Raw genomic sequence first — 19,851 nt, 5'->3', positions numbered from 1 at the left:
AAAGATTGACTACATGTTGTAGGCATCGTCAAAATTCGCTACAGCTTACAACGTGTAGGCATTTTAAGAGCGGCCATGATCACAACAACAGACTACCCCGGTTCCGGGGCGTCTCTCCAGGTACGGAACTCAGCGACGGGCGAAAAGGCCCTGAGTGGCTTGGCCGCTTCCCCAGTGTCTCCGGCGCTGGGTTCCACCCTCTCCCCATCCTTCGAGCCGATATCGGTTCTCTACAACCGCCACCACATGCATTGCATCCAGTGCATCGCTGGTGGTCGCGGCCTGTTGTACGGCAAACGCTGCCCAGTCGGGCTAGACCTCTGGAATTCCTACCAATCGTCCCATCACTTCGCTGACGCGCCGGAAGGGGCCCCGCTTGCGGGGAAGGCAACCGGCGCGCCAGCGCAAGCGACACCCCCCGATGGTAATCACGGGGGGTACTTCTCCGGAGAGCGCACAAGTGTCTAAGTCCAACCCTCTGGTCCTAGACGGCTCCGAAATCAAGCTTCGCCTGGAAGCGGAGCGCACGGCCCATAAAACCCCTATCCATATCGATTGGCTGCGCTTCACTTGCCTTCTGCGCAACGTCACCCCCGATTTCATAACCCGGCGCGGTCCTGTGCTCCCCGCCAATGAAGTCCTCGGCAAACGTTCGTTCAAATCTTTGATGCCGTATTTGGACTATCGCAAGCCTGCAAAGGCAGCGTTTTCGGCCCCTGCGGTAGAGGACATTCATCGCCTGGTGCGTTCCACGCTAGAAGGCTTTGAGGCTGAGCACCAAGACCCGGCATTCCAATACGCGGCCAGCCAGGCGCTGGACCTCGCTAATGAATGCGCGGAAGCCTTGGGCGCTGACTTCCTGGTCAGCCCTGAAATCAAGGCCGGTAAAGACTTCTACAAGTACCGCTTCATCATCGAACGCCAGGGCCACGGCTGCGGCTGGATTGGCTTCTTGGCCGCATCGAACAGCCCCAGCGCTGAGCGCCAAAACCAAACCATTCACGTCAACCTGGAAGGCCACGCCTGCACCTTTGCAGCCAATGGCTGGACTGAGCGCTTCGCCGATATCGTGGACAAACACGAAGCAAAGATCACCCGCGCCGATCTGGCCTTGGACTTCTTCGATGGCATGGGTATGGACTTCGTGGACCTCAAGGGCCACTACGAGGCGGGTGCCTTTGATGTGCGCGGTGCACGGCCCTCTACCAAGCAAGCGGGCGACTGGTTTAACGGCGCTGAGCGCTCTCTGTACATCGGTTGCCGCAAGTCCGGCAAAGAAACCAACGTCTACGAGAAGGGCGATCAGCTCTTTGGACGGGATGCCAAAAACCCATGGGTCCGGGTCGAGCTGCGCTACGGCAACAAGCTGCGCGTGCTGCCCTCTGACATCCTGCGCCGCCCCGCCGATTTCTTTGCTGGGGCCAGTGATTGGCACCAACTGCAGCTAGAGCGCTCGGACTCCCTGTTTCCTGTTGTCCCCTCTCCTGTCCCCCAGGACAAGAAGCTTCCCATTCAAACGGTAGCCGCTGAGGTTTCCAGAAACCTGCGCTGGGCCATCACTTCCGCCGCACCAACGATTGCCGCCGCCTTCAAGTACCTGACCGAGTCCGAATTCTTGGAGTTGTGCGACTGGCGCACAAAGTCTTTGCCTGGTCGTTTGCGTCGCTTTGGTGCAAGCGATTTGCAGTCTGCATTCGCAAACCTGCGCACTACCAATTCACTGAATCACGGCGCTGGCCACGCCGCTGCATTCGCTTAACCCCCGGCCCTAGGAGTTTCCACAATGAAGATGAAAAGCCAGTCCACCCTGCATGGCATCAAGGCCACTGAGGGCGAAATCGAAGGCAACAAATTCAGCTCGACAACCTTTTACCTGCCTGCTGATGTTGCCTCCAATGCGTCGGTGAAAGCCATGGGCGCGATCACCGTGCCCTACAAGATGGGCGACGCCTCCGAGTACCTCAAGTGGGCACATTTGGAAAAGGCGTTCCCTGTGTCTGGTGTCCCCGTCGAATGCGAATTCGATGTGGTGGCGGGTAAAGACGCCCAGGGCAAAGACGCCGCAAAGATCGTGCTGGTGGGTATCAAGCCCCTGTCTGCGACAGCCCAACGCGCAGCAGCCTAAGCATGCGGCTCCTCGTTCAATCCAAAAGCTCGGGCCGCTTCTTGGTTCCCTCGCAGGACGGCGGGGAGCCTGAATGGACTTTCGATCTGCGCCGCGCTGGCGGTGGTGTCGTGCCCGACGTAGAGCATGCCGTTCAACTGGTCCAGGACTGGACTGATGTGGACGACCTCCCCCAGATCGTGGACCTCGACCGCCTGGGCACCTCCAGCGATTACCCCGTATGAAAACCCTCTCCCGAATCCTCCCCGCTTGGGTCTACGTTGCCCAGGCTTTCATCACGGCTGTCGAGATCCTGCGCCTTGGCTTCCGTGATGCTTTTTACACACTCAAGGAACCAACATGGAAGAAGAATGGGACGGCATTTTCCACTGTGATGCCTGCGAAGGCGACCTCACTGAAGAAGACGTTGACGAAACAACCGGCTGGTATTCCTGCCCGCACTGTGGTCACTCTAATGCAGGCGATGACGGCGGATATGCCTAGGTAGTCGATCAGACCAATGGACTACTTCACATCCCTGGGCATCACCCCAGAAGAAATCGCCTACGTGTACGCGTGGGGCGTTGCATCGGTCCTTTCTCTGTTCGCCATCGGCTACGCCACTGGCGCTGCCATCGGAGTCATTCGAAGAGCCTAGATCGCAACTGGCAGGCCTGCGTGCAGGTCTTCCGGGTGTCGATTTCCGCCACCAATCAACCAACCTTCAAAGGAAAAACCATGAAACTGTTCAATCAAGCTCGCAAGTACGGCGCAAAAATCGCAGTGGCATCCGCCACTCTGGCCGTGGTATCCGCCCACGCTGCAGGCACTGGCCCCATTGACACGCTGTTCGCAGCGATCGACCTGACCACCGTGGCTGCAGCCGTGTTGGCCATTGGTGTGCTGGTCGTCGGTGTGGCCATGTCCTTCAAGGGCATTGACCTGTCCAAGCGCGCTGTTCGCAAGGTCTAACACCCGTGTCAGACGCCGCCGCCGTGATTCTCTTTTGGGGCCTTATCGCCACCCTCGGGGGTCTCGGCGGCATGGCGTTTGTCTTGGGCTTGAGGGCCGCAACATGACACGATTAATATGGATCGCTCTATGGGTCGGGTGCTTGCTGCTGATGGCCATTAGCCGGTGTGCACACGCCCAGGCGTTACCTGTCACCGTTTTTCCATCCACCACGGCCGGGGCACTCACCACATATGCCGGAGGCACCGCAAGCGCTGCTAACGCTGCTTCCATCACTTTCGCCAATCCTGCAAACGGCGCTCTGTACGGTCAGGCTAGCCAATCCCTCGCATTGGGTGGTGGTCGCTCCGCAACCGTCGCTATTCGTTCTGCACCATCAGCGTTAGCTATTGCTGGCGCAGTCGCTCGTTTTGGCGTCCGAGCCAGCGGCGTATTGGCTGTCGGATACGCTCTTTATGACCTATGCAAAGAACTGGGTTACAGCTGCTTCACGGGACCGGATGGCAACCCTGCCATTACCAAAGCTGACCCCAACATCTGTACGGTTGCCCCTTGCTACACGCACCAGATACGCACGGGGCGCGGTGATGGATTTTGGATTGACTCAGGCGTCAAATACACCGCGGAAAGCGCGTGCCGTGCATGGGTCAATTCATGGAACACCACAGGCAACGCAGCACCTGTAACCTACGTCGCATCTGCAAATGGAACTTGCGACGTTACCGGGCCGTCTACAGGCGCGTTCCGCAACACGTACACACCAATCTCTACTTCGCCTCAAACCGCGGTCAATCTGCCGTCATCATTTCAAGAGCTACAAGACGCCATTGCGGCCAAGTCTTCGTGGCCGTCAACATCTGCCATTGGCCGCGCAGTGACAGACGCCATTAAGAACGGTGAAACCGTCCCGCTACCCACACCCAACTCAGTGACTGGTCCTGCATCCGCCCCAGGCCCTTCTAGCACCACGACTACACCCGCGCAAAACGGTAATCCGGCCAGCACGACAACCAAATCTACTACGTATAACTTCACGTATGGCCCTAACACTGTTACCAACAATGTCACCAACACCACAGTTGTAAACAACGGCACCACCAATACGACGACAACAGAGCAAACAGAGCCAGAGGCTGCGCCTTCTGATTCCATCAATCCAGATTTCCCCACGCTGTACACCCGCAAATATCCAAACGGGATGACAGGCGTTTGGACCACGCGCAAGGCTGAGCTGATGGCAACACCATTGCCTAATTTGATTCAGTCACTGGCGCCCACTATCACCGCAGGCGGTGGCTGTCCGCAATACAGCATTCCAATGAACATCGGTCCATGGCACTGGGGAACCTACTCGCTCGGACCGTCCTGCGATGTCTGGAATTTCCTCAAGGTGTGCGTAATCCTTGGTGCGATCTTTCTTGCCCGCGCCGTCATCTTCGGAGGATAAAAAAATGGCTGCAGGTTTTAGCATGCTGCTGGCAAAAATCGCCAGCTTGCTCTCGTGGTTCGGCAATCTCTTTGTGGCCATCTTCGTGTCACTCTGGGACATATTCCGCGACGTCGCTGCATGGGTCTTTGATCAGGTCATGTCTGTGGCCGTCGCCGCCGTTGGTGCCGTCAACGTTAGCGGCCTCACGGGAAGCCTGTCGGGATATGGTTCCATACCTGCCAACGTGATGGAAGTCATGGGCGCTATCGGACTTGGCCAGGCTCTGGGCATCATCAGCGCTGCCCTTGCCATTCGCTTCACCCTGCAGCTCATTCCCTTCACAAGGCTGGGCTCATGATCAACGGTCTACAAGGCATCCCCGGCAGTGGCAAGAGCTACGAGGCCGTGGTCTTCCACATTCTTTCCGCGCTCAAGCGTGGGCGCTTGGTCATCACAAACCTGCCGCTCAATGTCGAGCAGTTCGGGGCCATTGATCCCGACTTTGTGGATCTGATCCAGATCCGCCGCAAGCCTTCCAAGATTCTGGGTTCATGGGATGCAAACCGCGTCGACGAAGAAGGCAACGGCAACGCCTTTGAACTGGTCGAGCAAGACGAAGTGATTGTGGGCAGCGCGCCCACCTTCGGGAATGTGTGGGACTACTACACCACATGGCGTCACCCAAAGGGCTTAGGCCCGCTCTATGTCATCGACGAATGCCACGTCCCCATGCCCAAGCTCGGTACTCGTCCCGAGGTGGTGGAGTGGTTCAAACTGCACCGCCATTTCAACTGCGATGTGTTGTTGGCCACTCAGAATTTCAGGGACACGGATCAGGCCATTGCGGGTCTATTGGCCATGTTGATCAAGGTCAGAAAAGCGGACATTCTCGGCCTTAAAAATCAGTACATTCGCAAGGTGCACGCAGGCTACCGGGGCGCGGTGATTGACGACGAAATACGCGACTACAAACCGCAGTACTTCCCTCTGTACAAAAGTCACACGCAAGGCATGAGCATCGCGGAAACCGCCGCGGATGATGTCCGTCCCATGATTCTGCGATTCAAGCGGCTAAACCGCATGGTGCTGGGTATAGGTCTGGCTGGCTGCATCGGTGTTGCCTACTACGCGGCAACCAAAAAGCCCAAAACGCTTACAACGGTCAAGGTTGAGCAAATCACCCAAGCCGCACCCACCCCCGCCCGCGCTGCCAGTGCCCCTTCTCCTGCGGCCTTGCAGCCTGCCGTAGACCCCTCCGCAATCCCTGAACCCTATGAAACCAAGTCTTTGCACATGACTGGCCGCATTACCATGGGTGACAAGGTGGTCTACACCTTCGCGGTTTCACAAAACGGTCTGCTGGTGGCCAACATCACGGATAAAGAGTTGTCCAGGGCGGGTTACAAGTTCCGTGGAACCACTGACTGCACCGGGGTGCTGACATGGGTGGACAAGTCCCGCGCCCTGTCATGCGACGCGCCTGCCGTGTCTATGGCCATGGCAAGTCCAACTAAGGCAGCACCGCAATAGTGATTGCTACACTCTCGGAAAACCAATGCAAAAAAAGGCACGCTTACGCATCCTCACATTTGAAATCTACTTTCATAGATATGAGTAGAGAATCCACTGGTTTTCACCGCACCTAAAGAATTCAAGTTTCAATAGCTAAAAGAGCGTCCTTGAAACCGGCAAGCAGAGAAAGAGGTAAATGAATAACTTGTTGATGGAAATTGGCATTGCTGCTTCCCCTATATTGGAACGTGGCAGGTAACTGCGCAGGTAGTTGTAACTTAGATCGGATTCCGAAATTAAGTACTGGATAAATCAATTTCATCAATCCTAGTCTCGGCTTATCCTTGACCTCTTTGACTCTTACGAAACCGCAGCCACGCCAAAAAATACCTTATCGTATCGACAAGACCCATAAATGCACCAAACACAGTGAACAGGATGAACGCAAGTGCCTCTTGTTTTTCCGACTCTCCGCTCGACATCAAGCGGCCAAGTAGAACAACCCCAAATCCGGCCAGCGTACCTATCAGCACCCCCACAAAAAGTGGTTTCAAAATGACCCAAATCTGCTTAAACATAGTTGGTTGACTACTGGTTTGCATTGCCGACAATTCCACCGATTAAATTACCGCCAACCGTTCCGCCAATGGCCCAGTTGGTACTCCAGTGCGGAAAGAATGGTCCAGTCACCGCATTGGATGAGTTGAGGAAGTTGTTTGCTCCTTGAGCAGCTCGCCAAGCGTTGTATGCCGATCCCGCACTCGCACCTACAAAACCGTACCGAGCGCCTTTCAGCGCACTATCGACAACACCATTGGAAGTACATTGTCCATTCCATGCATTGCTTGCTGCTTGCTGCGCACCGCTAATTGCGCCACTTCCGATTGTATTTACAGCAATGCTCGTACCAACTCGGAATCCAGCAGCTAATGTTCCCAGCCCACCTGAAGCTGCACCTGCGAGGCCAGACATAACTACGGCCTTGTAATCCAAGCCGCCCCAATTGCCGCCGTTCGCATAAAGCTGTGAGCCAATGTTGGCCCAGACGCCAATCGCCAACCCTGCAGCGCACCAGGGGCACAAACCCTGTGGATCTGAGTAGCTCAGCGTATTCCCACTAACATAGGCATACCGTGACCATCCCCCACCCAGTCCAATGGGATCGGATTGCGTATAGCGACCTTGGTTTGGCTGGTAGCTTCTGAAGTAGTTGTAGCTCAGCTTAGATTCGTCATCCCAGTATTGCCCCGGAAACCGCAGGTTCACCGTGATGGTAGGCGTAGTGGCCTTGAACTGCATGATGGATGCATTGGCGTCGTAGGTCGCCTGCAAGACCCCACTGGGCTTGTTCTCCCCAAACCCCGAGTAGCTCCACTGCCACACCACCTTGTTGGTGTCATCCGTGATTTGCCGTGGCGTGCCCAGATGATCGGTGTGCACCGCGTACAGGCGGCTGTTCTTGTACAGGCCCATGAGCTGTGCGTTTCCGGCCTCTGTTGGCAGCCAGATGTATTCGGTGCTCCCCGGGCTGGTGCTGCTGCCGTTGCCGTACTCACCCAGCAAGTTGTAGCTGCCCAGGCTACCGTCACCATAGACATAGGCTTGACCCAGCATTGCACTGCTTTGGCTGGACTGGGTAAAGAGCCAACTGAAGCTCTGTTGCAGCCAGCTGATGAAGTCGGTGCCCAAGGCCGTTTGGTTGGGGGCAGTCTGCGCCACCTGAGGTTCGCTCTTGAAGACGCGTTGGCCCAGGGCGTTGTGCAGGTAGACGATCTTGCTGGCCTCGTCGGGGTCGCTGACTTTGACCTCCGAGAGGCGGTTGGCTGCGTCGTAGCCGAAGGTGCGCAGGCCGTCACCGGTCAGGTTGCCAGCGGCGTCCAGGCTGTAGCTGATCTGGGCGCTGCTGGTGCCCAGCACAGTGCTGTTGCTGACTTGCTGGGTGGTCTGAGTCTGGGTGAACCCCAGCAGGCGGTTGCTGGTGGTGGCGATGGTGTGGGCCAGCGCGGTGGACTTTTGTCGGTCGGGCTGGTCGAAGTCTGCGCCCAGGTCGGTGCTGCTGGTGATGACGTCAGTACTGCTCAGGCGGTTGCTGTTGACGTCGTAGCTGTATTGGCTGGAGGCACCGGTGCGGGTGAAGCTGGTGAGGCGGTCGCGGGCGTCGTAAGCTGCCGTCCAGGTGAAGGGCTCTCTGGAGGCTTTGGTGCCTTCTACGGCGTTCAGGAGCTGCGTGATACCAGTGATGCGGCTGGCTGCGTCATAGGTATAGGTCGCAAACTCGTTGCTGGTCATGCGGCCGGAGGTGTCAAAACTGCGGCTGGCGCTGTCGGTATTCGACCAGGTCCAGCTCTTGGGCTGATTCAGCGCGGTGTAGGCCAGGCTGCTCACAAACGCCTGCACTGGGGTATTGGTGCCGGGCTGCTGCACGTCCACCTGCACGATGCGCCCCACATTGCTGCCCGTGCCCAGGCGGTAGAACACTTTGAGGCCACTGGGGTAGGTGATCTGGGCCAGGGTGCCTCCGGGGTGGTAGGCGTAGGCGGTGGTGGTGCTGCTGGGGTTGGCCGAGTTGTCGTTGACGGTCTGGGTCTTGCTCAGTACCCGGCTGAGCACGTCGTAGGTGTAGCTGGTGCTGCCGCTGGGGTCGGTGATCTGGCTCAGGTTGCCCGCCGCGGTGTAGGCCAGCGTTTGGGTTTTGCTGTCCGCCAGAGTGATGGTGGTGGGACGGCCCAGGTCGTCGCGGGCGATGGCGGTGGTTTGGCCTTTGGCGTCGGTCTTGCTGGACACGTTGCCTGCAGCGTCGCGGGTGTAGCTTTGGGTTCCGCTGTCCGGGCTGGTTTCCGACAGCACTTCACCCCAAGCGTTGCGCACATAGCTGGTGGTAATGCCTTTGGGGTCTTGCGCGCTGGCCAGCTCACCCAAGGCGGTCCATGCCGTTTGGGCTGTGGCGTTGTCAGGCAATGTGGTGGTCTTGGGGCGACGCAATCCGTCCAAGGTCTGGCTGGTGGTGTGGCTCAGCGGGTCGGTCTGGCTGGTGGCCTGGCCGTTGGCATCAAAGCCAAACTGGGTGCTCTGACCTTGGCCGTTGGCAACAGCACTCACGCGGTTCAGGCTATTGATGGTGCGGCTGGTGGCCCAGGCAATGGTGCCGCCTGAATCTTTGAGCTGCTCCAGCGTGCGGTTACCCATGCCGTCCAGGGTGTAGCTGGTGCGGTTGCCGCGGTCGTCAGTGGCAGCGGTCAGGCGCTGGGCGGCGTCGTATTCGTAACTGACGGCATACCCACTAGGCAGAGTGACGCTGGCGATTTGGCCGGCTGCGGTGTAGGTGTAGCTGGTGGCTTCTCCACCGGCGCTGACCTGGGTGAGGCGCCCGCGCAGGTCGTAGGCGTAGCTGGTGACCAAGCCACCGGGTTCGGTTTGGGTGGCCAGGCGGCCTGCCGTGTCATAGGTGTAGCTGGTAACTTGGCCCAGGGGATTGGTGGCACTGGTGCGCTGGCCTTGGGGGTTGTAGGCAAAGCTCCAGACCTTGCCCAGGGGGTCAGTCTGCGTGGCGACCAGGTTGTTGGCGGTGTAGGTCCAGGCCCAGGTGCGAGTTTGGCCATTGCTGGGGCCACCGGTGGTGTCCGTGGTGGTTTCGCTCAAGGGGTTGCCCACGCCGTCGTAAGTGGTGGCAATGGTGCGTCCAGGCGCGGTTACCAACACGGGCAGACGCAGTGTGGCGTGCCATTGGGTGCTGGTAGTGACCGCTTCGGGGCGGCCTGAGGCCTGGGTAGTGCTGAGGGGCAGGCGGCGGTTGACGTCCCAGGTGTACATGGTTTGCACACCGGTGAAGTCGGTTTCGCTGTCGACCAAGCCACTGGCGTTTTGCACACGGCTGGCGGCGTCACTGCCACCACTTCCGCTGGGTTTGTCGGCACTGGTAACAGTGAGTTTGCCCAGCGTGGTGCCGTAGTTGTAGTTACGGGTGGTGCCCAGTGGGTCAGTGACTTGGGCAGAGGTCCATGCAGTAGTGGCTGGATAGGTGACCTTGTAGTAGTCCGCACCTCCGGCGTAACCGCTCTCAATGGCCCTGCCCTGCGCGTCGTAAACGACGGTGGCCAAGCGAATGCCGCGTTCGTCCATGATGCCGGTCACGCTTTGCGGCCAGCGGCTGTCTTCATAGAGGTAAGTTTTAGAGACACTGCCGGGGTAGCCCACGGTGATCAGACGTGCACTGCTGTCGTAGGCGTAGCTGACCACTTGGCCATCCGGCATGGTGGCGCTGACCAATTGACCAGCAGCGTTGTAGGCAAAGCTGATGCTGCGGCCAAAGGCGTTGGTGACGCTGGCGAGTTGGCCAACACCGTTGCCCGAGGCGATGTAGCTGTAGGTGGTGACCCATCCGTTGCGTTCGGTCTTGGTGAGGAGTTTGCCTACAGCGTTGAATTGCCAGCGGCTGTCATCGTCGGCCTGCTTGAGCAGGTAGCCTGCCACCGGCGTTGCGGTGGGGGTCAGGCTGTCGGCGTTGGCGCTATTGCTGGGTTGCCAAGCTGTTGTGGTGCTGTTCCAGGCAAAGACGCTGGCACTGCCGCTACCAAAGAGAACACGGGCCACCTGGGGCTGTGGGTTGGCTTGGGTGGCGCCTTCGAGTTGCAGGCCGGTGCTGTGGTTGTGCGCCCAGGATTTACCAAGACCAGGGCTGGCTGCGAAGGCTGCAGCTCCCGATACCGACCAGCTGCTGCGGTAGGTGCGCTCTAGGCTCAGAGGTTGCGGGGTGGTATCGCTGAAGTCGCTATGGGTGTAGTACTTCTCGCCAGTGGCAGGAATGATCGGTTTACAGGTTTGAGCTCCGGCTTCAACCGGTTGTCCCGCCGTCTGTTTCGCTTGGATAGGGGGATTCTTGATGCAAGCGTTGTGGGCTGGGTTTTCTGAAGAGTCCGTGTTGCAGATACAGGCGGAGCCGGATAGGGTGGCGTTTGACGGGCAGGAATAGAGAGGTGACGCACGACGGTAATTCAACCCAAAGTTACCCCAGACGCCATACGCCCAATCGAGATGGCACACCAATTGCGGAGTCGTGCCCTGAATAAAGCCCGAAATCGTAGCGGCATAGGTTGGGTAGTCGCGCTTTGTCCACTTGGCCTGCGCGACAATTCTGTCGCAGGTCTCGGTCGCCGTGCCCCAGCCCGTATCGGTATAAACAACTTGTTGGAATTCATAACAAATGGAACCCGCACAGCTACTGGTGTTGGTCTGCGTTGCGGGAAACCATGCATGCGCACCGGTCATTGAGAACAGCAGCAACAGGGCCGCTATCAGGCGGTAAAAAGGAGTCATGCCGCCTCCATTGCGAGGATGCAGGCCACACATTGACGCAGCCGCGACATTCTTGAAACCCATCCCATCGCTCCCAAAGAAAAGGGCCTATGCATAGGCCCGGTAGTTCACTAGCGCAGCCGCATGTGCTACCGCTGCGGCTTTGGGCACGGAGCATAAGGCCCCACATTGGCTAGGGACATCCCCCGTTCGGGTGAATTTGCGTGGGTGTGGTGTTTGGCTGACAGTCAGCGGAAATCCCAGATTGCTCCTGTTTTTTGACAACTGACTATGTTATTTGGGCCTCGCGGGGCCCGCACAGTTCCTAGAGGTCGTCACACCGCCCAAGGTATCCACGTATCCACCGCCAGGCGGTAGCAGTCTCGGCTGTCCCCGTTGGCCGTCAGGAGCTGGAGCCACTTGGGCGCCAGTCCACGACCTGACCATGTCGCGCCATGCATGGGGTGCACGTAATACCCGGCCTTCACCACGTGGCCCTTGTCGCTGCTGGTGAAGTTGATTTTGATCTGGCCAGCCTTCCAGTGCTTCACCAATTGGCGCGCCTTGCGCGCCGCCTCCTTCACCCACCCAGGCACATCCGGCGCGAACTTAAACACGCACTCCATCAAACGCATGATCCGGGGCGAGTTCTTGTAGCCGTTGTGGAACAGCTCACGCTGAAACCGCAATGCGTCGGGATGCTTCAAGTAGTTCGCTGCAATCATGGTGTTCTGCCTTTAAAAGTGCACCGGGTTTCCTAGGCTGGCCCGGTATTCACTGGTTCCTCGATCTGCCGTTTTCTTGGCTGATACGTGCTCCGTACTTTCCTGAGTGATGGCCCGCAAGATGGCGGCACCGGAGGCGGCGGGAATGAATGGGGAAGGTTTGTAAAGCGACTAGCGCGAAGCGCCTCCTGATAGCTTTATGAATACCCCAGGCAGGCCCGACGACGCCGGGGCAGACTTCTGGAGGAATAGCCGTCACTCAGGAATGGACGGTGCTACAGGGCAAAGAGAAAACGGTGGAGCGAGATGCGTTAGGGATCGTTACCCGGATGGGCCATGACCTTGGGCATGGTTGCAAAGCAATAGAGCCTGGTCCCGAAGGGAAACGCCCTGTATTCAATGCCCCTATTGCTCGTAAGAACACTTCACCTATCGCTAAAATTATTGCTACAAAAACAATAGCAAGCGCTACAATATTGATAGCGGCCTAGGTGAATTTAGGGGAAAAATTGAACTACGGTTATGCGCGTGTTTCTACGTCTGAACAAGAAACGAACCTTCAAATTGATGCTTTAAAAGCGGCTGGAATCACAAGAATTTTTCAAGAAAATTGCTCGGGGGTTGGCCCACGTCCACGTCTTCGAGAGGCTATTGAAACTCTCGGTGCCGGTGATGTTTTAGTCGTTTGGAAAATCGATCGAATTGCAAGAAGTCTTGGCGATCTTCTTTCAATTTTGGCCAAGCTAAAACGGGCTGGAGCTGCGATTCGATCACTTACCGAACCCATCGATACATCCAGTCCGATTGGTGTTTTCACCGTTCAAATTCTTGGTGCTGTCGCTGAGCTTGAGCGCTCAATAATTCGTGAGCGCGTTATGGCTGGACAGGCTGCGGCACGTGCTCGCGGAAAGAAATGGGGCGCACCACGGCAGATAGATACAGAGTCCGAGCGGGAGCTCGTGACAATGTATTTATCTGGCGAGTACACAATACCGGAGCTTGCGCAATTTTTTGACGTTGGTTACGGCGTGGCGCGTGGCGCTGTGCTTCGTGTTTGCAATCCTCGCAGCGCCTATCTTTCGAGGGTGCGCGGTCAACCTATCGAGTGTCGCTAAGTACAATTTCACCATGTTGAAAGCAACGCAAATTCTAGTCAGTCGCCTTGCCCTTGCCGCCAGTGTGCTCACTGTGGCTGCATGCGGGCAGACGGGCTCACTGTATTTACCCTCCTCCCAAGCCGCGCGCAGCACCAAGGCCACCTCGGCTCCGGCCTCCGCGCCAGCGGCCACCAGTACAACCACAAACGCCACACCATGAGCCTGCCCTCGCTTCCCGGACACCCGCACATTCATTACGCCAACGGTCAGCTCCAGGTGGAGGGCTGTGCGGTGGCGCCGCTGGCGCAGGAACACGGAACGCCCTTGTTCGTGTACTCCAAGGCCTCCATGCTGGCCGCGTTGGCCGCCTACCAAAAGGGCTTCGCCGGTCGCAATGCGCAGATCTGCTACGCCATGAAGGCCAACTCGACATTGGCCGTGCTGCAACTCTTCGCCAAGGCGGGTTGCGGGTTTGACATCGTGTCCGGAGGCGAACTGGCCCGCGTGCTGGTCGCCGGTGGCGATGCCAGCAAGATCATCTTCTCGGGCGTAGGCAAGACCCGTGCAGAAATGCGCGAGGCCCTGCGCGTGGGCATTGGCTGCTTCAACGTGGAAAGTGAAGCCGAGATCGACGTGCTCAACGAAGTGGCTGTGAGCGTAGGTACCCAGGCACGCATCAGCATCCGCGTGAACCCCAACGTCGACCCCAAGACGCATCCCTACATCTCCACCGGGCTCAAGGGCAACAAGTTTGGCATCGCGCATGAGCGCACGCTGGCCACCTACCAGCGCGCAGCCGCCCTGCCCGGCCTGCAGATCGTGGGCATTGACTGCCACATCGGTTCCCAGATCACCGAAGAGACGCCCTACCTGGACGCCATGGATCGCATGCTGGACCTGGTGGAATCCATCGAGGCCGCAGGCATTCCCATCCATCACATCGACTTTGGTGGCGGCCTGGGTATCAACTACAACGGCGACACCCCGCCCGCCGCCGATGCCCTGTGGGCCAAGCTGCTGGCCAAGCTGGATGCACGCGGCTTTGGCCAGCGCCAACTGATGATCGAGCCCGGCCGCTCACTCGTGGGCAATGCGGGCCTGTGCGTGACCGAGGTGCTCTACATGAAGCCCGGCGAGCAAAAGAACTTCTGCATCGTGGATGCCGCCATGAACGACCTGCCCCGCCCCGCCATGTACCAGGCCTTCCACACCATCGTGCCACTGGACGCCAGCAAGCTGGCTGCGCCGGGAGGCGACGTGTTCGACGTGGTGGGCCCGGTGTGCGAGAGCGGCGACTGGATTGGTCACGACCGGACGCTGAACGTGCAAGCCGGTGACCAGCTGGCCGTGCTGTCGGCTGGTGCCTACTGCATGAGCATGTCCAGCAACTACAACTCGCGCCCCAAGGCCGCCGAGATTCTGGTGGACGGCACACGCAGCCATGTGATCCGCACGCGCGACACCATGGCAGACCAGCTGCGCGGCGAGAACCCGCTGTAACTTGCTACTGATTTAGTAGCTATCAGCGCAGTATTGACGGGGGCTAAGCCCGTTTTTTCTTCATGAACCGCAGCACGCGCCAGCCCAACAGAGACCCCAGAATGGCGGCATAGATCGCCACCTCGGCAAAGTTGTGCTTTCCGGCACGCATCCAGAAGAAATGCAGAATGGCCAGCCCCGCCACGGCATACACCGCCCGGTGCAGGACCTGCCAGCGCTTGGCGCCCATGGCCTTGATCACGCGGTTGAATGAGGTGGCAGCCAACGCTGCCAGCAGCAGCAAAGCCGTGAACCCCACCAGGATAAAAGGTCGCTTGGCAATGTCCGCCGCAATATCAGCCACATCCAGCCCCATGTCAAACCAGCTGTACGACAGCATGTGCAACACCGCGTAGGCAAAGGTCCACAGCCCCAGCATGCGCCGCAGCCGGGCCAGCGAGGGCCAGCTGGCGATGGTGCGCAGCGGCGTCACGGCCAGCACCACACACAGCGCGCGCAGGGTCCAGTCACCTGTCGCACGCACCAGCGCTTCGGCTGGGTTGGCACCAAGCCGGTCGGCAAAGGCCGCATAGACCAGCCAAATCAGAGGTAAAGCGGCCACGGCGAACACCACTGGCTTGGCCGCGCGGTGGGCCAACCAAGAATTCACGGACGCCACGGGTTAGTAGAACTTTTTGAGGTCCATACCAGCGTACAGCTGCCCCACCTGGGCCTCGTAGCCGTTGAACATCAGGGTCTTGCGCTTCTTCGCAAACAGGCCGTCCTCGCCAATGCGCCGCTCGGTCGCCTGGCTCCAGCGCGGGTGGTCCACATTGGGGTTCACGTTGGAGTAGAAGCCGTACTCGTTCGCCGCGGCTTTGTTCCAAGCGGTGCCCGGTTGCTTCTCGGTGAAACGGATTTTGACAATGCTTTTGCCGCTCTTGAACCCGTATTTCCACGGCACCACCAGACGCACCGGCGCACCGCTCTGGTTGGGCAACACTTCGCCATACATGCCAAAGCTCAGCAGCGTCAGTGGGTGCATCGCCTCGTCCAGGCGCAGGCCTTCGGTATAGGGCCAGTCCAGAATGCGGGAGCCCACAAAGGGCATGGTCTTGGGGTCGGCCAGCGTCACAAACTCCACATACTTGGCACTGCCCAGCGGCTCCACCTTCTTGATCAGTTCGGCCAGTGAATAGCCCACCCACGGAATCACCATGGACCAGCCTTCCACGCAGCGCAGGCGGTAGATGCGCTCCTCCATGGGGCTGAGCTTGAGCAGGTCTTCCAGCGCGAATTTGCCCGGTTTCTTCACCAGCCCCTCGATCTCGACCGACCAAGGTGAAGTCTTCAGCGTGTGGGCGTTGACGCCAGGGTCAGCCTTATCGGTGCCGAACTCGTAGTAATTGTTGTAGGTGGTCGCGTCCTTGTAGGCCGTCACCTTCTCCATGGCCAGCGCAGCAGCCACGGTAGACGGCTTGGACGCCAGCGGTGCCAGCTTGCCAGGGCGGTCCCCCCAGGTGCTGCTTTCGGCCAGGGCCTGGCGCGATGCCCAGCTCGCCATGCCGGCGCCGGCCACTCCCATTGCCATCTGCTTGAGCAGCGCCCGGCGACCTTCGTAAGCCCGTTGCGGGGTGATGTCACTGCTGACGGCGTGTTGGAAGCCGTCGTTCCGGGTTTTGATCAGCATGGGGACTCCTTGTGTGGTCGTTGGTCGTCCGACAGTGCTTTTTCTTACAAAGTTCCGTAGCTGTGCAAGCCGCTCAGGAACATATTCACACCAATGAAGGCGAACGTGGTCACCGCCAAGCCACCCAGCGCCCACCAGGCAGCCGGGATGCCACGCAGCCCCTTCATGAGCCGCATGTGCAACCAAGCGGCGTAGTTCAACCAGACGATCAGGGCCCAGGTCTCTTTCGGGTCCCAGCTCCAGTAGCCACCCCAGGCTTCGGCCGCCCACAGGGCGCCCAGCACGGTGGCAATCGTGAAGAACGCAAAGCCCACGGCGATGGACTTGTACATCACATCGTCCAGCACCTCAAAGCTGGGCAACCTGGCCGCCAGGCGCTTGCGACCAAACAGAATGCTGGCCACAATGAGCGCGGAAATTCCGAAGTACACCGCCCAGTAATCGCTCATGCCGCCCACAGCCGATTTGCGGAACACGATGGGTTCAAAGCACAGCACCACCCCCAGCAGCCACAGCGGCGCGAGCTTGTACCAGCGGGTCTCGGTGGCCTGTTGTTTGATCAGGTAGGCAAAGGCCACCATGGCTGCCAGCGCAAAGGTCCCGTAGCCAATGAAGTTGGCCGGCACATGCAGCTTCATCCACCAACTCTTGAGCGCCGGCACCAGCGGCTGAATTTCATGGGCCTGACGCACCACGGTGTACCAGAGCAGAAAGCCCACGGCCGCACTGACCACCAACATCACAAACGCGCCCAGGGCACGGGTTTTGTACTGGGCCTCGAAGTACAGGTAAAAGGTGGCCGTCAGCCAACAAAACAGCACGAACACTTCATACAGGTTGCTGACCGGGATATGCCCAATATCGGCACCCAGCAGGTAGCTCTCGTACCAGCGCACCATGGTGCCGGTCAGAGCCAGCGTTACCGCCGCCCACACCAGGCGCGAGGCCACGCTCTCCACACCATCGGCCCGGCCCTTGGCAAACACGCCAATCCAGTAGAACGCCGTGGCCATGAAGAACAACATGCTCATCCACAGGATGGCCGACTGGCTGGACAGAAAGTATTTGAGCCAAAACACTGTCTCAGCCCGCTCCAGTGCGCCCTGGTAAGACGCAATGCCCAGCAGCGACAGACCAGCCACCGCCAGCATCAACACCTGAAGCGGTCGCCAGAACCAGCCCAACCAGATGGCGGCAGGCATGGCAGCCAGCAAAATGCCTTTCTCGTACACATCCATGCTCTCGTGGTACAGGCCCATGGCAAACACGCCACCGGCCACCACAATAAGTGCGAACAGCCATTCCCCCCAAGCCCGCTGGGAAAAATAGCCCGCGTTGAGGGTCACACTCGCGCCCGGGGCCACCGCCGCGCTGATACCAGAAATCGTATTCATTGAGAGTCCTTCACACCTAACAAACGGGATTTCAAATGCTCGAACTCCCGGTCCCCATCCATCGTCTTGCGGTTGGTGGACAGTGCCATGGTCGCCTGAATGTGTTCAGGCGACTGGGCATCCGGCGCCAACCACACCCACAGCCGCCGCTCCCGCACATAGAGCATGGCAAAAACCCCCAGGATCAGCAAGGCACAGCCCAAATAGACCACGGTCTTGCCGGGGGCTCGCGCCACCTGGAACACACTGGCCTGTACCTGCGTGAAATCCGACAGCAAAAGCGCCACCGGTGCAGGGTACAGCGGTACGTCACTGAGCGCCAGCACGGCCTGCGTCATGAAAGCCTGGCCGCGCGCATCCGGCTCGAAAGCAGGCAGGCCGGCTTTTTCCCGTGCCACCTGCTCCAGTTCAAACAGCGTCCCATTCAGGATACGCACCAATACCTCGCCGGCCTTGTTTCGCTCGGCTTCGGGAACATTGGCCTCAATGAAATCTGCAATGGCCTGCAAGCCCGCCACGGGTTTGGCAGGGTTGCGGCTCTCCACGCCGGCAAACAAGGCCAAGGCCCGTGCAGCAGATGCCGTCAATTGTTGCGCCAACTCAGGGCGCTTGGCATCCACGGCTTTGGCGGCATAGCGTTTCACCGCCTTCTCACGCAGTGCAGCATCTGACAGGGCATTGCTCAGACGCATGAACTCATCGGGCGTGCCCTTCTCATCGGCAGGGATGCGCAGGTAGCGAAACGGTTCGGCCGGGCTTTCGCGCATGCCCAGCAAAAACAGCGGGACACCATCCCCCATGTCTACCGGCAGCATGTAGTTGTTGAACTCGCGCGCCTGGCCGGCCGCATCGCGCAGCTTGTAGCTCACACTGGGGCCCACGTTGCGCAGGTTCTTCTTGTCTTTGGTCTTATTGGCCGCGCCCAGTTGGGCATCCATGGCCGACCGCAAATCTACGCCGCGCACATCCGTACCCGAAGACGCAGGATCACCCGCGAAATTCTCCACGTTGATGACGCGCAGCCCGGTGTATTCCACCGTCATGGCATCTGCGCCAGCGCCCTTGGCAAGTTGCGAGGCGCCACCCACGGTGCCCTCCAGCTCAAAGGGCTGCACCTGGCCAGTCAGGGACACCGCATGCAAGCGCAGACTCGAACCACCATCGTCAAAACTGGATTGGTAAATCTCCACACCCCGGTAGCTCGCAGGATGGTTCACCTCGACGCGCGCGGGGACTGTTTCTCCGGTCTCCTTGTCGTGGATCACGATGTCACTGGCAAACAGTTTGGGCATGCCCGTGGAGTAGTACTCCACGATGAACTTCTTGAGCTCCACCGCAAACGGAAGCTCCTGCAACAAGATGCCATCCGACTGGTTGACGATGGCTGTGCTGGACTGTGTACCTTCTGCTACCAGCAAATTGGCTCGGAATGTAGGGTTGCGTTCGCTGAGCCGATGCTCGGGTGCAACATCGGCAATCATGCCGCCACCCGTATACGGTGTCTTGCCCCCCAGCAGCATTTGGGCGCGAACAATCAAATCCCCATCCAGCAAGCCACCCAGACAAATCAACACAATGGCACTGTGGGCGGCGATATAGCCGACCTTGTTCACCACGCCCGCTTTGGCCGCCAGCATCCAACCTGGGCCACTGGGTGTGTCGCGCCGTTGCAGCTTTACGCGCCAGCCGCCGCTGACCAGCAGCTGCCCCATTCGCTGGGCCGCCGACTCAGCCGCTTCCTGCAATGTGGCCTGAGCACGGTGTCCAAACGCCTTGAGGCTCTGCTCGCGGATGTTTTCCTTGTAGGACTTCAGGTCGCTGATGATCTTGGGCGTATTGCGCATCACGCACAACGACGTGCTCAGCACCAAAAATCCCAGAATCAGCAAAAACCACCACGCGCTGTAGACGTTGTAGAGGCTCACCGCACCAAAAACTTCGGTCCAAAAAGGACCGAACTGGTTCACATAGTTGTTCAAGGGCTCGTGCTGCTTGAGCACGGTACCAATGATGGCGGCAATGCAAATCAGGGCAAACAGAGAAATGGCAAACCGCATGGACGAAAGTAACTCCACCGTGGCACGCCAGGTGCGCGAGCCAGATTGCAATTCAAAACCTTCGGTGGAGACAGTCATAGAGTCGGGAGCAATAACTCAA

The 19,851-nt window shown here is 58.9% G+C and carries 18 protein-coding genes; 11 read left to right on the top strand and 7 right to left on the bottom strand.

What is annotated here, in order from left to right; translation table 11 throughout:
* The first annotated feature begins 460 nt into the window (after positions 1 to 460).
* The 8 genes from AC07OE_RS00365 to AC07OE_RS00330 all read left to right on the top strand — a co-directional run bounded on the left by AC07OE_RS00365 (position 461) and on the right by AC07OE_RS00330 (position 6,035).
* A complete protein-coding gene (locus AC07OE_RS00365; protein ID WP_495068581.1) occupies positions 461 to 1,759 on the top strand; it encodes a replication initiation factor domain-containing protein in 1,299 nt (432 codons plus the stop codon).
* 24 nt (positions 1,760 to 1,783) lie between these two features.
* Positions 1,784 to 2,125, top strand: a complete 342-nt coding sequence (locus tag AC07OE_RS00360) for a hypothetical protein (RefSeq protein ID WP_495068580.1) — start codon at positions 1,784 to 1,786, stop codon at positions 2,123 to 2,125.
* 2 nt (positions 2,126 to 2,127) lie between these two features.
* Positions 2,128 to 2,349 (top strand): hypothetical protein, encoded by a 222-nt coding sequence (locus tag AC07OE_RS00355; RefSeq protein WP_495068579.1) that lies wholly within the window; start codon positions 2,128 to 2,130, stop codon positions 2,347 to 2,349.
* Positions 2,346 to 2,612 carry a hypothetical protein gene (locus AC07OE_RS00350; protein ID WP_495068578.1) on the top strand — a complete coding sequence of 89 codons (267 nt, stop codon included), beginning with the start codon at positions 2,346 to 2,348 and terminating at the stop codon, positions 2,610 to 2,612. The genes AC07OE_RS00355 and AC07OE_RS00350 overlap by 4 nt, the downstream gene beginning before the upstream one ends.
* A gap of 230 nt (positions 2,613 to 2,842) precedes the next feature.
* Positions 2,843 to 3,076, top strand: coding sequence for a hypothetical protein (locus AC07OE_RS00345; RefSeq protein ID WP_495068577.1), 234 nt, complete (start codon positions 2,843 to 2,845; stop codon positions 3,074 to 3,076).
* A 142-nt stretch (positions 3,077 to 3,218) separates the two neighbouring features.
* Positions 3,219 to 4,523, top strand: a complete 1,305-nt coding sequence (locus tag AC07OE_RS00340) for a hypothetical protein (RefSeq protein WP_495068576.1) — start codon at positions 3,219 to 3,221, stop codon at positions 4,521 to 4,523.
* A gap of 4 nt (positions 4,524 to 4,527) precedes the next feature.
* Positions 4,528 to 4,863 (top strand): DUF2523 family protein, encoded by a 336-nt coding sequence (locus tag AC07OE_RS00335; RefSeq protein ID WP_495068575.1) that lies wholly within the window; start codon positions 4,528 to 4,530, stop codon positions 4,861 to 4,863.
* Positions 4,860 to 6,035 carry a zonular occludens toxin domain-containing protein gene (locus AC07OE_RS00330; protein ID WP_495068574.1) on the top strand — a complete coding sequence of 392 codons (1,176 nt, stop codon included), beginning with the start codon at positions 4,860 to 4,862 and terminating at the stop codon, positions 6,033 to 6,035. Before AC07OE_RS00335 ends, AC07OE_RS00330 begins: the two co-directional genes overlap by 4 nt.
* A gap of 320 nt (positions 6,036 to 6,355) precedes the next feature.
* Here the strand turns inward: AC07OE_RS00330 and AC07OE_RS00325 are convergent, their stop codons facing one another.
* From AC07OE_RS00325 to AC07OE_RS00315, 3 genes are all read right to left on the bottom strand, one after another.
* Complete coding sequence (locus AC07OE_RS00325) at positions 6,356 to 6,595, bottom strand: hypothetical protein (protein WP_495068573.1); 240 nt, start codon at positions 6,593 to 6,595, stop codon at positions 6,356 to 6,358.
* 10 nt (positions 6,596 to 6,605) lie between these two features.
* Positions 6,606 to 11,330: an RHS repeat-associated core domain-containing protein gene (locus tag AC07OE_RS00320; protein ID WP_495068572.1), complete on the bottom strand. Its 4,725-nt coding sequence runs from the start codon at positions 11,328 to 11,330 to the stop codon at positions 6,606 to 6,608.
* Between the two features lie 314 nt (positions 11,331 to 11,644).
* A complete protein-coding gene (locus tag AC07OE_RS00315; RefSeq protein ID WP_495068571.1) occupies positions 11,645 to 12,034 on the bottom strand; it encodes an H-NS family nucleoid-associated regulatory protein in 390 nt (129 codons plus the stop codon).
* Positions 12,035 to 12,543: 509 nt separating this feature from the next.
* Here AC07OE_RS00315 and AC07OE_RS00310 point away from each other — a divergent pair.
* The 3 genes from AC07OE_RS00310 to lysA are packed head-to-tail and all read left to right on the top strand — an operon-like array spanning position 12,544 to position 14,631.
* Positions 12,544 to 13,149: a recombinase family protein gene (locus tag AC07OE_RS00310; protein ID WP_495068570.1), complete on the top strand. Its 606-nt coding sequence runs from the start codon at positions 12,544 to 12,546 to the stop codon at positions 13,147 to 13,149.
* A gap of 13 nt (positions 13,150 to 13,162) precedes the next feature.
* On the top strand, positions 13,163 to 13,351 hold the full coding sequence (gene lptM, locus AC07OE_RS00305; RefSeq protein ID WP_495068569.1) for an LPS translocon maturation chaperone LptM: 189 nt from the start codon (positions 13,163 to 13,165) through the stop codon (positions 13,349 to 13,351).
* Entirely contained in the window at positions 13,348 to 14,631 is a 1,284-nt protein-coding gene (gene lysA, locus AC07OE_RS00300; protein WP_495068568.1) for a diaminopimelate decarboxylase, read from the top strand. The genes lptM and lysA overlap by 4 nt, the downstream gene beginning before the upstream one ends.
* A 43-nt stretch (positions 14,632 to 14,674) precedes the next feature.
* Here lysA and msrQ read toward each other — a convergent pair whose 3' ends face one another.
* The 4 genes from msrQ to AC07OE_RS00280 are packed head-to-tail and all read right to left on the bottom strand — an operon-like array spanning position 14,675 to position 19,829.
* On the bottom strand, positions 14,675 to 15,280 hold the full coding sequence (gene msrQ, locus AC07OE_RS00295; RefSeq protein WP_495068567.1) for a protein-methionine-sulfoxide reductase heme-binding subunit MsrQ: 606 nt from the start codon (positions 15,278 to 15,280) through the stop codon (positions 14,675 to 14,677).
* Between the two features lie 12 nt (positions 15,281 to 15,292).
* The gene (msrP, locus tag AC07OE_RS00290; protein WP_495068566.1) at positions 15,293 to 16,300 is read right to left on the bottom strand and encodes a protein-methionine-sulfoxide reductase catalytic subunit MsrP; all 1,008 of its coding nucleotides are present in this window, start codon (positions 16,298 to 16,300) and stop codon (positions 15,293 to 15,295) included.
* 44 nt (positions 16,301 to 16,344) lie between these two features.
* Positions 16,345 to 17,694: a c-type cytochrome biogenesis protein CcsB gene (ccsB, locus tag AC07OE_RS00285; RefSeq protein ID WP_495068565.1), complete on the bottom strand. Its 1,350-nt coding sequence runs from the start codon at positions 17,692 to 17,694 to the stop codon at positions 16,345 to 16,347.
* Complete coding sequence (locus AC07OE_RS00280; RefSeq protein ID WP_495068564.1) at positions 17,691 to 19,829, bottom strand: cytochrome c biogenesis protein ResB; 2,139 nt, start codon at positions 19,827 to 19,829, stop codon at positions 17,691 to 17,693. Before AC07OE_RS00280 ends, ccsB begins: the two co-directional genes overlap by 4 nt.
* Between the last annotated feature and the right edge of the window lie 22 nt (positions 19,830 to 19,851).

Source organism: Rhodoferax sp. GW821-FHT09E07 (genome assembly GCF_059416145.1).
This window is presented reverse-complemented; position numbering and strand designations above follow the sequence as displayed.